This window comes from Nesterenkonia sp. HG001, from assembly GCF_034438835.1.
In the GTDB taxonomy this organism is placed as follows: Bacteria; Actinomycetota; Actinomycetes; order Actinomycetales; family Micrococcaceae; genus Nesterenkonia; species Nesterenkonia xinjiangensis.
In genome coordinates this window covers 18554-33251 of the sequence record NZ_JAOSZD010000013.1, presented here as the reverse complement: position 1 = coordinate 33251, position 14698 = coordinate 18554, and the positions used below count along the sequence as shown (strand labels likewise).

Annotated in this window: 13 protein-coding genes and 1 tRNA gene; 10 read left to right on the top strand and 4 right to left on the bottom strand. The window is 69.7% G+C overall.

From position 1 onward, the window contains the following. Positions 1-18: 18 nt before the first annotated feature. The 4 genes from ODE13_RS16285 to ODE13_RS16270 are packed head-to-tail and all read right to left on the bottom strand — an operon-like array spanning position 19 to position 4341. Positions 19-1167 carry a bifunctional 2-methylcitrate synthase/citrate synthase gene (locus ODE13_RS16285; RefSeq protein WP_322480206.1) on the bottom strand — a complete coding sequence of 383 codons (1149 nt, stop codon included), beginning with the start codon at positions 1165-1167 and terminating at the stop codon, positions 19-21. Then, positions 1160-2110, bottom strand: a complete 951-nt coding sequence (gene prpB, locus ODE13_RS16280; RefSeq protein ID WP_322480205.1) for a methylisocitrate lyase — start codon at positions 2108-2110, stop codon at positions 1160-1162. The genes ODE13_RS16285 and prpB overlap by 8 nt, the downstream gene beginning before the upstream one ends. Before the next feature lies 1 nt (position 2111). After that, positions 2112-3629, bottom strand: a complete 1518-nt coding sequence (locus ODE13_RS16275) for an MmgE/PrpD family protein (protein WP_322480204.1) — start codon at positions 3627-3629, stop codon at positions 2112-2114. A 31-nt stretch (positions 3630-3660) separates the two neighbouring features. Beyond that, the gene (locus ODE13_RS16270; RefSeq protein WP_322480203.1) at positions 3661-4341 is read right to left on the bottom strand and encodes a GntR family transcriptional regulator; all 681 of its coding nucleotides are present in this window, start codon (positions 4339-4341) and stop codon (positions 3661-3663) included. A gap of 188 nt (positions 4342-4529) precedes the next feature. On the opposite strand from ODE13_RS16270, the gene ODE13_RS16265 reads away from it, so the two are divergent. The 10 genes from ODE13_RS16265 (at position 4530) to ODE13_RS16220 (ending at position 14640) form a co-directional block, all read left to right on the top strand. Beyond that, complete coding sequence (locus ODE13_RS16265; RefSeq protein WP_322480202.1) at positions 4530-6452, top strand: AMP-binding protein; 1923 nt, start codon at positions 4530-4532, stop codon at positions 6450-6452. Between the two features lie 164 nt (positions 6453-6616). Beyond that, the gene (locus tag ODE13_RS16260; protein ID WP_179540307.1) at positions 6617-7504 is read left to right on the top strand and encodes an AAA family ATPase; all 888 of its coding nucleotides are present in this window, start codon (positions 6617-6619) and stop codon (positions 7502-7504) included. 17 nt (positions 7505-7521) lie between these two features. Continuing rightward, complete coding sequence (locus ODE13_RS16255; protein WP_322480201.1) at positions 7522-8418, top strand: ScpA family protein; 897 nt, start codon at positions 7522-7524, stop codon at positions 8416-8418. Continuing rightward, on the top strand, positions 8411-9034 hold the full coding sequence (gene scpB, locus ODE13_RS16250; protein WP_322480200.1) for an SMC-Scp complex subunit ScpB: 624 nt from the start codon (positions 8411-8413) through the stop codon (positions 9032-9034). Before ODE13_RS16255 ends, scpB begins: the two co-directional genes overlap by 8 nt. A gap of 44 nt (positions 9035-9078) precedes the next feature. Continuing rightward, positions 9079-10086, top strand: a complete 1008-nt coding sequence (locus tag ODE13_RS16245; RefSeq protein ID WP_322480199.1) for a pseudouridine synthase — start codon at positions 9079-9081, stop codon at positions 10084-10086. Further along, positions 10083-11243: a prephenate dehydrogenase gene (locus tag ODE13_RS16240; protein WP_322480198.1), complete on the top strand. Its 1161-nt coding sequence runs from the start codon at positions 10083-10085 to the stop codon at positions 11241-11243. Before ODE13_RS16245 ends, ODE13_RS16240 begins: the two co-directional genes overlap by 4 nt. Next, a complete protein-coding gene (cmk, locus tag ODE13_RS16235; RefSeq protein WP_322480197.1) occupies positions 11240-11989 on the top strand; it encodes a (d)CMP kinase in 750 nt (249 codons plus the stop codon). Before ODE13_RS16240 ends, cmk begins: the two co-directional genes overlap by 4 nt. Before the next feature lie 120 nt (positions 11990-12109). Beyond that, a complete protein-coding gene (der, locus tag ODE13_RS16230; RefSeq protein WP_322480196.1) occupies positions 12110-13654 on the top strand; it encodes a ribosome biogenesis GTPase Der in 1545 nt (514 codons plus the stop codon). A gap of 75 nt (positions 13655-13729) precedes the next feature. Continuing rightward, positions 13730-13803 (top strand) — tRNA-Pro (locus ODE13_RS16225). A gap of 87 nt (positions 13804-13890) precedes the next feature. Beyond that, positions 13891-14640: an aminoglycoside phosphotransferase family protein gene (locus ODE13_RS16220; RefSeq protein WP_322480195.1), complete on the top strand. Its 750-nt coding sequence runs from the start codon at positions 13891-13893 to the stop codon at positions 14638-14640. The last annotated feature ends 58 nt before the right edge of the window (positions 14641-14698 follow it).

Below are 14698 nucleotides of genomic sequence, written 5' to 3'. Positions count from 1 at the left end.
GGGGCCAGGAAGAGCGGGCTAGAGGCTCCGCTCGTCGGGTCCGTTGTAGGCGCTCAACGGGCGGATCAGCGCATTCTCGGCGCGCTGCTCCATGATGTGGGCCGTCCACCCGGTGATCCGGGAGGCGATGAACAGCGGGGTGAACATCTCGGTGTCGAAGCCCATCAGGTGGTACGTCGGGCCGGCGGGGTAGTCGAGGTTGGGCTTGATGCCCTTGGCCTCGTCCATCGCTGCTTCCAGCCCGTCGTAGAGGCCCATCAGCTCGCCCCGTCCGTAGTGGGCCACCATGGCGTCGAGGGCCTGCTTCATAGTCGGCACCCGGGAGTCGCCGTTCTTATAGACCCGGTGGCCGAAGCCCATCACCTTCCGCTTCTCGAGCAGAGCCTCCTCCATCCAGGCCTTGGCGCGGGTGGCAGCTTCGGCACGGGTCTCCTGCGGGTCGATGCCGATCTCCTCGAAGGTGTGCATCACCGCCTCGTTGGCGCCGCCGTGCAGCGGGCCCTTCAGCGCACCGACCGCCGCGGTGACCGCGGAGTGAAGATCCGCCAGCGTGGAGGTGACCACACGTGCGGTGAAGGTCGAGGCGTTGAAGGAGTGCTCGGCGTAGAGCACCATCGAGACGCGGAACGCGTCGACCACCTCGGCGGCCTGCTCCTCGCCGAAGGTCATCCAGAGGAAGTTCTGCGAGTAGTCCAGGTCCTCGCGCGGTTCGACGACGTCGAGGCCGCGGCGGCGGCGCTGGTCATAGGCGACCACGGCGGGGAACGCGGCGAAGAGCTCCCGGGCCTTGGCCTGCTCCGCCTCGGGGGAGGAGTTCTCGGACTGCGGGTGGTTGGCCCCCAGGACCGAGACGGCCGTGCGTCCGACGTCCATCGGGTGGCAGTCGGTGGGCAGCAGGTCGATCGCGGCCTTCACCCGGGCGTCGAGCGCCCGGTGGGAGCGCTCGAAGGCGCTGAACTCCGCCCGTTGGGACTCGGTCGGGAGATCGCCGGTCCAGAGCAGCAGGGCCACCTCCTCGAAGGACAGTTGGGCGGCCAGCTGCTGGACCGGATAGCCGCGGTAGAGCAGGGAGTTCGTCTCCGGATTCACCTTGGAGACCGCAGTGTGGTCGGCGATCACGCCGGCCAGTCCCTTGCGGACCTGTTCGGCGTCGTGGTTGTCAGACATCGGTGACCTCCTCGGGTCGGGTGTTCGGCTCGTTCCTGCGGTGCACCTGAGGCACCTCGAAGTTGAAGATGCCGGCGTCGAAGGAGTTGTATCCCGCATAGTCCACCAGCTCGTAGAGACGGGCGCGGGTCATCATCTGACTCACGGCTGCCTCCTGGGTGCCGTCGGCGGACAGGGTGTCCAGGGTCCGTTCGATGGCACCCATGGCTGAACGCAGCGAGGTCACCGGGTAGATGACCATCGCGACGCCGACGGAGGCGAGCTGCTCGCGGGTGAACAGGGCGGACTTCCCGAACTCTGTCATGTTGGCCAGCACCGGGACGTCCACCGCGTCGCAGACCGTGGCGAATTCGCCGAGATCCTTCATCGCTTCGGGGAAGATGGCGTCCGCGCCGGCGTCGACGAGCGCCTTGGCTCGGTCGACGGCGGCATCGAGGCCCTCGACGGCGCGCAGGTCGGTGCGGGCCATGATGAGGAAGTCCTCGTCGCGGCGTCCCTGGGCGGCCGCCGCGATGCGCTGTGTGGCGGTCTGCAGATCCACCATGTTCTTGCCGTCGAGGTGTCCGCAACGTTTGGGGTTGAACTGGTCCTCGATGTGGCAGCCGGCCAGGCCGGCGTCCTCGAGCTCCTGGACGGTGCGGGCCACGTTCATCGGCTCGCCGAAGCCGGTGTCGGCGTCGACCAGGGCGGGAAGGTTCGTGGCTCGGGCGATCTGCCCGGCCCGCTGCGTGACCTCGGTCAGGGTGGTCAGGCCGACGTCGGGAAGGCCGAGCTCGTTGGCCAGCACCGCACCGGAGATGTAGATGCCGTCGAAGCCCTTCTCCTCGATCAGCGGGGCCGAGAGCGGGGTGAAGGTCCCCGGGAACTGGCGGGCCGCCCCGGGGACGAGCATCTCGCGCAGCGCCCGGCGCTTCTGCTGGGGCGTGGTGGTCGAGTACAACATCTCAGAAGAGTCCCTTCGGCCCGGCGGTGGGATCGATGACGCCCTCGGCGGCCTGGACGTTGAGCCGGTCCAGCTCACCGGCCGGCAGCGACTCCAGTCCCTGGACGACGTCGAGGAAGCGCTCGATCTCCTGCTCGGCGATGATGCCGGCGGCCAGGGAGCGGAATTTCCCGATGTACTGCTCGCGGGCGAAGGGGCGGGCGCCCAGCGGATGGGCGTCGGCCACGGCGATCTCGTCGGTGATGGTGCGTCCGTCGGTCAGCCGGATCTCCACGGAGCCGCCGAAGGCTTTCTCGGCGATGTCCAGCGAGTGGTACCGGCGGGTCCACTCCTGGTCCTCCTCGGTGGTGACCTTGTGCCACAGCGCCACGGTGTCCTCGCGTGCGGCACGCTCCGGGGCATAGGAGTCCACGTGGTGCCAGGATCCGTCCTGCAGCGCGACGGTGAAGATGTAGGGGATCGAGTGGTCCAGCGTCTCGCGGGAGGCGGTGGGGTCGTATTTCTGCGGGTCGTTGGCCCCGGAGCCGATCACGTAGTGCGTGTGGTGGCTGGTGCGGATCAGCACCGACTCCACCTGGCGGGGATCCGTGACCTCGGGGTGCTCCTGGTGCAGCTTCCGTGCCAGATCGATCCACGCCTGGGCCTGGTACTCGGCCGAGTGCTCCTTGGTGTAGGTGTCCAGGATCGCCTGCTTGGACTCGCCGGTGGCCGGCAGCGGCACCTCGTAGGAGGCCTCGGGGCCGTCGAGCATCCAGGCGATGACGCCGTCCTCGCCTTCGTAGATCGGCACCGGGGAGGTCTGGCCGCGCATCGCCCGGTCCACAGCTTCGACGGCCATCTTCCCGGCGAAGGCCGGGGCATGGGCCTTCCAGGTGGAGATCTCCCCCTTGCGGGACTGTCGGGTCGCGGTGGTGGTGTGCAGCGCCTGTCCCACGGCCTGGAAGATCGTCTCGGTGTCGAGGCCCAGGAGGGTGCCCAGGCCCGCGGCCGCGGAGGGACCCAGGTGAGCGACGTGGTCGATCTTGTGCTGGTGCAGACAGATGGCTTTGACCAGGTCCACCTGGATCTCATAGCCGGTGGCGATGCCGCGGATCAGCTGGGCTCCGGAACGGCCGGTGTGCTGGGCCACGGCGAGCAGGGCCGGGATGTTGTCGCCCGGGTGCGAGTAGTCGGCGGCCAGGAAGGTGTCGTGGTAGTCGAGCTCGCGGACGGCCACCCCGTTGGCCCAGGTGGCCCATTCGGGACTGGACTTCTCCGCGATGCCGAAGATGGACGCTCCGGAACCCGAGGCGGAGACCGGGTGGTCCAGGGCCTGGGCGCGGGCGGCGACGATCGGGGCGCGGTTCAACGAGGCCACGGCCACCGAGGCGTTGTCGATGATGCGGTTGATCACCATGTCGGTGACCTCCGGATCCACGGACACGGGGTCCGCGGCGACCTGGGCGATCCTCCAGGCCAGCTGCTCCTCGCGGGGCAGGTTCTCCTCGCTGCGGCGGACCCTCACGTGGTGGGTGATCATGTGTCGGTGTTCCTCTCAGGACAGGGGTTTCTCAGGGTCTGGTCTTCGGGTCGTCCGCCGATGCGGCGGAACGGTCGGTGATGTAGGCGAGGCTGCGGCGCAGATGGATGAGCATCGCCGCGGCGGCGGTCTCACCGTCCGCCGAGGCGATGGCGGTGCAGACCGTACGATGCTCGCGGGCCGACTCGACCAGGCGGGCCGGCTCGTCGCGGGCCAGACGGCGGACCCGTACCAGGTGGACGCGCAGGCCTCGCAGCGTGCCGGTCAGATAGGAGTTGTCCACGGCCTCGGCGATGGCCTCATCGAGCTCCTCGGCGAGGTCGTAGCACCGGGCCTCCTGGTCCTCGCGTCCTGCCCCGTCCGGAGCGGCCAGGGCCTCTTCGACCTGGGAGAAGCGTTCGGCCAGAGCCGTGAACCGCTCCGCGTCGCCGCGCTGCGCGGCCAGCCGAGCGGCCTGGACCTCCAGGGGCAGGCGAAGCTCGAAGAGCAGGTCTACGTCGTCCAGGGAGACGGAGCTGACCACCGTGCCGCGACCCTGGGTCTGATCGGCCAGGCCGTCCGCGGCGAGCCGGGAGAGCGCCTCGCGCAGCGGCGTGCGGGAGACACCGAGCCGTTCGGCCTGCTCGACCTCGCCGAGCAGCGTCCCCGCCGCGAGGGTCCCCTCGAGGATCTCGTTCCGCAGCCTCTGATAGGCGCGATCACTGGCACGCATACCAGCAGTGTATACAGCGAGAGGGCGTAAGTACGAGACCCAGAGGTGAAGTCGCGGAGAACGACAATCTCTGTATACAGAACCCTTTACCTGCTGTGAGGTGCGTCATACCCTGGGGAAGGGTGGGGTGCGAGCCGCCGCCGGGTGACCAGGACAGGGCCGATCAGGGCAGGACCAGGAGGACCGATATGGGTGCCGAGCACACGCTGCGCGGAGATTACCGAAAGATCCACGAGCATTCCCTGCGCGATCGGGAGGACTTCTGGCTGCACGCCGCGCAGTGCGTGGACTGGGACCGCAGCCCGGATCGTGCCGTGGACGACTCTGCGGCCCCGATCTATCGATGGTTCCCCGACGCCCGGCTGAACCTCAGCCGCAACTGTCTGGATCGGCACCTCGAGGCCGGTCGCGGCGGAGACGTCGCCCTCATCCATGACTCGGCGGTCACCGGGAGGGTGCGGCGCTACACCTACGCCGAGCTCACCGAGGAGGTCGCCCGCTGTGCCGGCATGCTCGCCGAGCTGGGAGTCGGCCGAGGAGACCGGGTCATCATCTACCTCCCCATGATCCCGCAGGCTCCCATCGCGATGCTCGCCTGCGCCCGGCTCGGCGCCGTCCACTCGGTGGTCTTCGGCGGATTCGCCGCCGCCGAGCTCGCCTCACGCATCGACGACGCGACCCCCGACGTCGTGCTCACCTCCTCCGGAGGCATCGAGCCCGCCCGGCGGGTGGAGTATCTGCCCACCGTCGCGGAGGCCGTCGCGCTGGCCCGGCATCCGGTCCGTGAGGTGGTCGTCCAGCATCGTGAAGGCTTCGTGCATGACATCGAGGACGTCGCCGCGGACTCCGCGGCCCGCTGGCAGGACTGGGGCCTGCTCATCGACCAGGCGCCTGCCGCGGCCCCGGTCTCGGTACCAGCCACGGATCCGCTCTACGTGCTCTACACCTCCGGGACCACAGGGCGCCCCAAGGGCGTGGTCCGGGACCAGGGCGGCACCGCCGTGGCGCTCAGCTGGTCGATGGCCGCGGTCTTCGACATCGGGCCGGGCCAGACGATGCTCACCGCCTCCGACGTCGGCTGGGTGGTCGGCCATTCCTACATCGTCTACGGGCCGCTGCTGGTGGGGGCGACCACCGTCCTCTACGAGGGCAAGCCGGTGGGGACCCCCGACGCCGGGGTGTTCTGGCGGATGGTCGCCGAGCACGGCGTCAGCGCGCTCTTCACGGCACCGACGGCGCTGCGCGCCATCCGCAAGGCCGATCCCGACGCGGCGCTGGTGGGTGAATATGACATCTCGTCCCTGAAGCACCTCTTCGCCGCCGGGGAGCGGCTGGATCCCGAGACTCAGCGGTGGATCGGGAAGGCTCTCGCGGTGCCGGTGATCGACAACTGGTGGCAGACCGAGACGGGCTGGCCGATCGCTGCGAACCCGGTGGGGATCGAGGCACTGCCGGTCAAGGAAGGGTCGGCGACCGTGCCGATGGCCGGGTACGACGTCGTCGTGCTGGACCCCCTCGGCGAGGAGCTCCCGGCCGGCCAGGAGGGCAACATCGCGCTGCGGCTGCCCCTGCCGCCGGGGACCCTGCCCACCCTGTGGGGCGATGACCAGCGCTACATCGATTCGTACCTCTCCGTCTTCCCGGGCTTCTACACCACCGGGGACTCCGGCTTCCTGGACGAGGACGGCTATCTGTTCGTCATGGGCCGCACCGACGACGTCATCAACGTCGCGGGGCACCGGCTCTCCACGGGGGCGATCGAAGCCGTGGTGGCCGCCCATCCGGCGGTGGCCGAGTGCGCCGTCATCGGTCTGGCAGACGAGCTCAAGGGGCAGCGTGCCGGAGGCTACGTGGTGCTCAAGTCCGGCCACGAGGTCGACGTCGAGGTCCTGCGGGAGGAGCTCACCTCTCTGGTGCGCCGCACCATCGGCCCGGTGGCCGACTTCAAGGACGTCGCCGTGGTGCCTGCGCTGCCCAAGACCCGTTCCGGGAAGATCCTGCGCAAGACCATGCGGCAGATCGCCGACGGCCAGGAACACCGGGTGCCTTCCACCATCGAGGACCTCTCGGTGCTCGAGGAGCTCATCCCGGTGCTGAGACGAAGCCGCTGAGTCCCCGGCGGCCCGTCCTTCAATCTCGGGATGAACAGTCAGCGTGTGGTCGGCGCCGGGTCGGGGGTAGTCTGGTCGGGTTCTGCCCGCCTGCAGCGCCTGATGGGCGGCGGGACAGGTGACGACACACGAGACGACGGCGCGACGGAGAAGCGAGGGAGTCAGTGAGCAACGACCAGCCGACCGAGCTCTTCACCATCCACGGTGAAGCGATCATCGGCCCCACCGGCCGTCCCAAGCACGAGTTCGCCGTCCCCGACCCCCTGCAGAGCACCGGACCGGCCCGCACGATCGCGATGGTCAACCAGAAGGGCGGGGTGGGCAAGACCACCTCCGCGATCAACCTGGGTGCGGCGCTCGCCGAGTACGGCCGCAGGGTCCTCATGGTCGACTTCGACCCCCAGGGCGCCCTCTCGGCCGGCCTGGGCACCAGCCCGCATGAGCTGGAGACCTCCGTGTACAACGTGATGATGGAACGCGACGTCACCGCCCGAGACGCCATCCTCACCACCCATGTGCCCGGGGTCGATCTGCTGCCGGCCAACATCGACCTCTCGGCCGCCGAAGTGCAGCTGGTCAACGAGGTCGCCCGGGAGCAGGTCCTGGAGCGCGCTCTGCGGCCCGTCCGCGACGACTACGACGTCATCATCATCGACTGCCAGCCCTCGTTGGGCCTGCTGACCGTCAACGCGCTCACCGCCGCCCACGGGGTCATCATCCCGCTGGTGGCCGAGTTCTTCGCGCTGCGCGCGGTCGCACTGCTGGTGGACACCATCGAGAAGGTCCAGGACCGGCTCAACCCGGACCTGGAGATCGACGGGGTGGTGGCCACCATGGTCGACACCCGCACGCTGCACAGCCGCGAGGTGATCTCACGCATCGTGGAGGCCTTCGGGGACAAGGTCTTCGAGACCGTCATCAAACGCACCGTGAAGTTCCCGGACGCCACGGTCGCCGCCGAGCCGATCACGACCTACGCCTATAAGCACGAGGGCGCCAAGGCCTACCGCCAGCTGGCCCGGGAGCTTGTGGCCCGCGGCGGAGCGCCCTGACCCCTGCGGAGCCTCCCGTGAGCGAGATCGCTGCCGACACCGTCGCGGAGACCGCCGCCGAGGTCGAGGGCACCAGCGGGTTTACCGTGAGCCTGGAGAACTTCGACGGTCCCTTCGACCTGCTGCTCGGGCTGATCGCCAAGCGCCAGATGGACGTCACGGCGGTGGCGCTGGCCGCGGTCACCGACGAGTTCGTCGCCTACGTGCGTCGGCTCTCCGCCGAGGCGGGTGCCGAAGAGGGGTACTTCAGCCCTCAGGCTCTCGACGAGTCGTCGAACTTCATCTTGGTGGCGGCCACCCTGCTGGACCTCAAGGCCGCTCAGCTGCTGCCCAGCGGCGAGGTCGAGTCCGAGGAGGACATCGCCGCCCTGGAGGCCCGGGATCTGCTCTTCGCCCGGCTGCTGCAGTACCGGGCGTTCAAGGAGATCGCCTCCCAGGTGCAGGCCACCTTCGACGAGAACTCCGGACGTCACCCTCGCCAGCCCGGCACCGACCCCCAGCTGGCCGGCCTGCTGCCGGAGCTGGTCTGGCGCACCTCGCTGGAGGATCTGCGCGCCATCGCGGAGAAGGCCTTCGCCCGGCCCGCCATGGAGCCCGACGACGTCCGCCTGGAGCATCTGCACGCCCCCGTGGTCACCGTCCGTGAGGAGATGGCCACGATGACCGTCAGGCTGCGCGACACCGGCACCCTGACCTTTTCGGAGCTCGTCCGTGACGCGGAGAGCCGACTGGTCGTCGTCGTCCGGTTCCTGGGTCTGCTGGAGCTCTTCCGGGACCGCGATGTCGAGCTGCGCCAGGACTCTCCCCTGGGGGAGCTGACCGTGAGCTGGACCGGGTCCGATCAGGGTGAGACGGAGGCGGCCGAGCGCGCTGCGGCCGAATGGGATGACGAGCTGGAGGAGCACGATGGCTGAACCGGAGGAGCAGCAGGCGCCGGCGTTGGAGTCGGCGGAGGGCGTGCAGCTGGTCGCCCACGAGGACTTCCTGGGAGCCGTGGAGGCGGTCCTCATGGTGGCCGAGGAGCCGGTGACCCCAGCGGAGCTCTCCGCCGCGGTGAAGATCCCCGAGCACCAGGTGGTCTCGCTCCTCGACGAGCTGCGGGCCGAGGCCGACGGCGCCGGCGGAGGCCGCCGCCGCGGCTTCGAGCTGCGCGAGGTCGCCGGCGGACATCGCTATTACTCACGGATGGACTACGCCGACCAGGTCTCGGCCTTCGTACTGGGAGGGCAGACCGCGCGGCTGTCCCAGGCGGCGCTGGAGACTCTGGCGATCATCGCCTATCGGCAGCCGGTGGCGCGCTCGCAGGTGGCGGCCATCCGCGGGGTGAACGTGGACGGAGTGGTGCGCACCCTGGTCCACCGCGGCCTGGTGGACACCGCCGGGGCGGACCCGGTCACCGGCGCCACGCTGTATACGACCACTCGGATGTTCCTGGAGAAGCTGGGGGTGGGCTCTCTCGAGGAGCTGCCCCGGCTGTCACCCCATCTGCCGGGAGTGGAGGCGGCCGAGGGGCACGGTGAGGACGCCTGAGCCGTGGGTCGGTCCGGTTTGCGCGCGCCCGTAGAATGGAGCTCATGACTTCTTCCGGGAAGCGCCCTGGAGCGCCCAGAGAGCCGCGCGCGGTGCGGGCCCCTCGCACACCTCGGGCAGGGGAGTCCGGCGGGCCCTTCTCCGACGAGAATCCGCAGCGTCTGATCTCCGGACGGCCCCGGCGCGACAAGCCGCGGCTGAGCGAGGCCGAGGAGAACTTCACCGCTGTCCATGACCCTGCTGGGGTGCGCCTGCAGAAGGTCCTCGCTCAGGCGGGAGTCGCCTCACGACGCGTCTGTGAGGACCTCATCGCCGAAGGGCGCGTGCAGCTGAACGGACTGGTCGTCGTCGAGCCCGGCGTGCGGGTGGTCCCGGATCGGGTGACCATCCACGTGGACGGCGTGCGGCTGAGCCTTGACGTCGAACATCGCTACGTGATGTTCAACAAGCCGGCAGGCGTGGTCACCACCATGGACGACCCGCAGGGCCGCCGCAGCATCGGCGACTACCTGGACCCCGAGATGATCGCCGCCCGACTGGTGCACGTGGGCCGGCTCGACCGGGAGACCGAAGGTCTGCTGCTGCTCACCAATGACGGCGAGCTGGCACACCGCCTGACCCACCCCTCCTACGAGGTCCCCAAGACCTACCTGGTGGAGGTCTCCGGGCGCGTCCCGAAGTCCCTGAGCCGCACGCTCATGGACGGAATCACTCTGGAGGACGGCCCGATCGCCGTCGACTCCTGCCGTCAGCTGGGCAGCGCCCAGGGACGCAGCATGGTGGAGGTGACCCTGCACTCCGGCCGGAACCGGATCGTGCGGCGGATCTTCGACCACGTCGGCCACTCCGTCACACGCCTGGTGCGCACCGCGATCGGCGCGATCACCATCGGAGACCAGCCGCAGGGCACGGTCCGGGACCTGGGCAAGCAGGAGCTGGGCCATCTGTTGGACCTCACCAGCGCCGCACCGGAAGGCACCAGCGCAGACGGCATCGCCCCAGACGGCACCACTCAGGGCGATGACAGCACTCACCGGGGAGGACATCGGTGAACCCGCTGAGCACCGCACCGGACGCCGGCCGTCAGAGGCCCCGGGTGCTCGTCCGCGGCACCGGACTGCTCGGCGCCAGCATCGGGATCCGGCTCAGCGCCGACGGCCACACGGTCCAGCTCTCCGACCCCTCCGGGACGGCCGAGTCCATCGCTCGTGACATCGGCGCCGGTCAGATCCGAGAGGCTGGCGATCCTGACCCGGAGATCGTCGTCGTCGCCGCCCCGCCGGAGGTCACCGCCGCCGAGGCGGCGGACGCACTGGTGGAGTTCCCCGAGTCGGTCGTGCTCGACGTCGCCTCGGTCAAGGCCGAGGTGCTGCGTGAGCTGCGCGAGCTCGCGCTGAGCCCAGGCCATGACCTCAGCCCGGCTGACCTCACCCGCTACGTGGGCACCCATCCGATGGCCGGGCGCGAACAGTCCGGCCCGGTGGCCGCCCGCGGTGAGCTGTTCACCTCCATGCCGTGGGTCATCACACCCGCCCACGATCCCGCCACCGGCGAGCAGATCCCCTCCCCGTCCGCCGTGGCGTGGGCTGAGGAGATCGCCCGCCGCTGCGGCGCCACGGTGCACTATATGGACCCGCAGGAGCACGACGCCTCGGTGGCGCTGATCTCCCATCTGCCGCAGATCGCCGCCTCGCTGATCGCCTCGCGACTGCAGGACGCGCCCACCTCCGCGCTGGCGCTGGCCGGCAACGGGCTGCGTGACGTCACCCGCATCGCCGCCTCGGATCCCAACCTGTGGGTGCAGATCCTCGCGGCCAACGCCGCGCCGGTGGTGGAGATCCTCCACGGCCTGCGCGACGACGTCGTCCGGCTGATCCGCACCCTGGAGGACCCTCGGGCCCCAGGCAGGCAGGCCGACATTGCCCAGCTGATCTCCGAAGGAAACTCCGGCAGAGCGCGGGTGCCGGGCAAACACGGCGCCCCGCCTCAGTCCTTCGCCCGTCTCATCGTCATCGTGGACGACCGTCCAGGTCAGATCGCCGCGGTGCTCAACGATGTGGCGAAGGTGGGCGTCAACGTGGAAGACATGCGCATGGACCACTCGGCCGGCCATCAGGTCGGTATGGTGGAGCTGTCCGTGCTGCCCGGCCGGTGCGAAGAGCTGGCCGAGGCGCTGACCGAACTCGGATGGAAGGTGGTCCAATCATGACTGCAGGCGCGGCCGACCGCACCGTCACCAGTGCGTCAGACCCGCTCGCGGAGGACCACCCGACGGACCAGGCGCACGCCCACCAGGCCAGGCGGCTCGTCGTCGCCGTCGACGGGCCCTCGGGTTCCGGAAAATCCAGCGTGTGCCGGGCCGCCGCCAGGCGGCTCCGCGCGGCCTACCTGGACACGGGGGCGATGTACCGGGCGGCGACCTGGTACTGCCTCGACCGCGGGGTCGACCTGGACGACGAGGGCGCCGTCGCACTCGCCGTCGAAGACCTGCCGCTGTCCCTGTCCACGGACCCGGACCACCAGACGGTGACGGTCGGTCAGGCTGACGTCACCGAGGCGATTCGGGAGGCCCGGATCTCCGAGCGCGTCTCGGCGATCGCCACCAACCGTGAGGCTCGTGCCCTGCTGGTCGCCGCCCAGCGCAGGCTCGTCGACGAAGCCGGGTTCGTCGTCGCCGAAGGGCGGGACATCACCACCGTGGTGGCCCCTGACGCGCAGGTGCGGGTGCTCCTCACGGCGTCGGCCGAGGCCCGGCTGGCGCGCCGGGGGCTGCAGATGGGCGGCACTCAGTCGGCCGAGGCCCTGCAGCGCCAGGTCCTGGCCAGGGACGCCAAGGACTCCACCGCGGTGAACTTCACCGAGGCGGCTGACGGGGTCGCCGTGCTGGACTCGTCCGACCTGACCTTCGAGGAGACCGTGGACGCGCTGGTCTCCCGTGTGGAGTCCGTACGCTGAGCCGGCATCCGGCGACGGCCTGCGACGCCGCACCGACCTGCGCGACCGCAGGACATCCACCCGGGGACTCGTCCCCGACAGACACTTTCCCGACGGACCTCCCACAGACCAGGAGCAGCAATGGCCCGACACGATGACGCGACCCCTCAGGCCGACGAGGAGTTCAGCCCTGCCGTCGAGGACGACCGCCTGGCCGAGCGGCTCGCCGCGATCAGCGAGGAGGAGGCCGAAGCCCGGGCCGCCGCGCTGCGCGCCGGGCTGGAGGACTACGAGCTCGAGGACGAGGACTCGGCGCTGCTCACCGAGGAGGACCACGACGACGACGGCGTCCCGTCCGTGCCGGCGCCGCCGGTGCTGGCGATCGTCGGTCGGCCCAACGTGGGCAAATCCACCCTGGTCAACCGGATCATCCGGTCCAAGCAGGCGGTGGTGGAGGACGTGCCTGGGGTGACCCGGGACCGTGTCTCCTACGACGCCGAGTGGAACGGCAAAGAGTTCACCATCGTGGACACCGGCGGCTGGGAGAAGGACGCCCGGGGTCTGCATCAGCGCGTGGCCGAGCAGGCCGAAGTGGCGGTGGAGGAGGCCGATGCGGTGGTCTTCGTCGTCGACGGGCTCGTCGGCGCCACCGCCGTGGACGAAGCTGTGGTGCGCATGCTCCGGAGGAAGAAGAAGCCGGTGCTGCTGGTGGCCAACAAGGTCGACTCGCAGGCGCAGATGGCTGAGGTCTATGGGCTGTGGAACCTCGGGCTGGGGGAGCCTCACCCGGTCTCCGCACTTCACGGCACCGGCACCGGTGATCTGCTGGACGCCGCGGTGAAGGCCATGCCGGAGACTGCGCAGCATGGCGGGCTGGTACCGCTGGGCGGCCCCCGTCGTGTGGCGCTGGTGGGACGTCCCAACGTGGGTAAGTCCTCGCTGCTGAACAAGCTGGCAGGCTCGGAGCGCGTCGTCGTCGATGATGTCGCCGGCACCACTCGGGACCCGGTGGACGAACTGGTGGAGCTCGGCGGACAGAGCTGGCGGTTCGTCGACACGGCGGGGATCCGGCGGCGACAGCACATGGCGCAGGGCTCGGAGTACTATGCGATGCTGCGCACTCAGCGGGCGCTGGACAAGGCCGAGGTCGCCGTCGTGCTGCTGGCCGTGGACGAACCGATCTCGGAGCAGGACGTGCGCATCGTCCAGCTGGCGGTGGACTCCGGCCGGGCGCTGGTGATCGCCTGCAACAAGTGGGACCTCCTCGAGGAGGAGCGCCGCTACTACCTGGAACGGGAGATCCAGCGCGATCTGGCCCACGTCGCCTGGGCGCCGCGGGTCAACGTCTCGGCACAGACCGGTTGGCACAAAGACAAGCTGGCTCCGGCGCTGGAGACCTCCCTGACCAACTGGGAGCAGCGGATCTCCACGGGCAGGCTCAACGCCTTCCTCGGTGAGCTCGTCGCCGCCCATCCGCATCCGGTGCGGAGCGGCAAGCAGCCCAGGATCCTCTTCGCCACCCAGCCTTCGAGCAGACCTCCGCGATTCGTGCTGTTCACCACCGGCTTCCTGGACCCCGGATATCGGCGGTTCATCGTGCGGCGGCTGCGCGAGACCTTCGACTTCAGCGGCACGCCCATCGAGGTGACCATGCGGGTCCGCGAGAAGCGCCGACGGAAGAAATGAGAGCCGGCCGGCGATGCGGCATCGGCGCGTGAGTTGTTGTAGACTCTCGTGGTGGCCGGAACGGCCACGATGAATCGGGATGTGGCGCAGCTTGGTAGCGCACCTGACTGGGGGTCAGGGGGTCGCAGGTTCAAATCCTGTCATCCCGACGGTTCGAGAAGCCCCGGCGAGGATCACCTCGCCGGGGCTTCCTCATGTCCGGCGCGGAGTCATCGTCCTCTGCAAGAATGGCCGGCATGGACGAGGTCGAGGTGGTCGTCTCCCACAACGAACGCGCCACGCTGCGCGTCGGAGACGTCTACCTGAAGGTCGACGGCGACTCGGAGCACGCCGACGTCGAGATCCGTGCGATGGCGATGGCACCGATCCCCACCCCGCGGGTCCTCTGGCATGAGTCTCCGGTGCTTGCCATCGCCGCTGTGCCGGGCGCTGCCCTCGGCGTCCTCGGCGAACCATCGCCTGCGTCGCAGGCGGCGTGGTCTGCGGCGGGCGCCGCCGTTCGTCGGCTGCACGAGGCGCCGCTGCCGCCGTGGCCGGGTCGCAGGCTCGACGATGTGGCGGACCGGCTAGACCGGGAATGTGCGTGGCTGCTGGACAACGGTGTGCTGCCGGCCGAGGTGGTCCGGCGCAACCGCGAGATCGCAGAGCCCGCTCTGAGTCCGCGGAAGCCGGTGTTCATCCACGGTGATCTTCAGCTCGACCACGTGTTCGTCGACGGCGATGAGGTCACCGGAGTCATCGACTGGTCCGAGGCCGCCCCCGGCGATGCCATGTTCGACCTCGCCATCCTGACGCTCGGACACGAGGAACGGCTGGACGACCTGCTTGCCGGCTACGGCACCGCCGATGTGGATCGCGAGGTGATCCGCGCCTGGTGGTCTCTGCGGAGCCTGACGGCGTCGCGCTGGCTGACCGAGCACGGCTTCGATCCGAACGCGCCGGGGTGCGAGTTCGACGTGCTCCGAGCCCGGATGCTGGACTCCTGAGCTCCGGACGCCACCGGCCACGTGATGGCTTTGTCGGGCACACCTTCCCGTCGTGAGA

What these genes read in the sequence shown, in the direction of transcription:
- ODE13_RS16285 (WP_322480206.1), bottom strand. Translation starts at nt 1,167, where the DNA reads ATGTCTGACAACCACGACGCCGAACAGGTCCGCAAGGGACTGGCCGGC.
- prpB (WP_322480205.1), bottom strand. Translation starts at nt 2,110, where the DNA reads ATGTTGTACTCGACCACCACGCCCCAGCAGAAGCGCCGGGCGCTGCGC.
- ODE13_RS16275 (WP_322480204.1), bottom strand. Translation starts at nt 3,629, where the DNA reads ATGATCACCCACCACGTGAGGGTCCGCCGCAGCGAGGAGAACCTGCCC.
- ODE13_RS16270 (WP_322480203.1), bottom strand. Translation starts at nt 4,341, where the DNA reads ATGCGTGCCAGTGATCGCGCCTATCAGAGGCTGCGGAACGAGATCCTC.
- ODE13_RS16265 (WP_322480202.1), top strand. Translation starts at nt 4,530, where the DNA reads ATGGGTGCCGAGCACACGCTGCGCGGAGATTACCGAAAGATCCACGAG.
- scpB (WP_322480200.1), top strand. Translation starts at nt 8,411, where the DNA reads ATGGCTGAACCGGAGGAGCAGCAGGCGCCGGCGTTGGAGTCGGCGGAG.
- ODE13_RS16245 (WP_322480199.1), top strand. Translation starts at nt 9,079, where the DNA reads ATGACTTCTTCCGGGAAGCGCCCTGGAGCGCCCAGAGAGCCGCGCGCG.
- cmk (WP_322480197.1), top strand. Translation starts at nt 11,240, where the DNA reads ATGACTGCAGGCGCGGCCGACCGCACCGTCACCAGTGCGTCAGACCCG.
- der (WP_322480196.1), top strand. Translation starts at nt 12,110, where the DNA reads ATGGCCCGACACGATGACGCGACCCCTCAGGCCGACGAGGAGTTCAGC.
- ODE13_RS16220 (WP_322480195.1), top strand. Translation starts at nt 13,891, where the DNA reads ATGGACGAGGTCGAGGTGGTCGTCTCCCACAACGAACGCGCCACGCTG.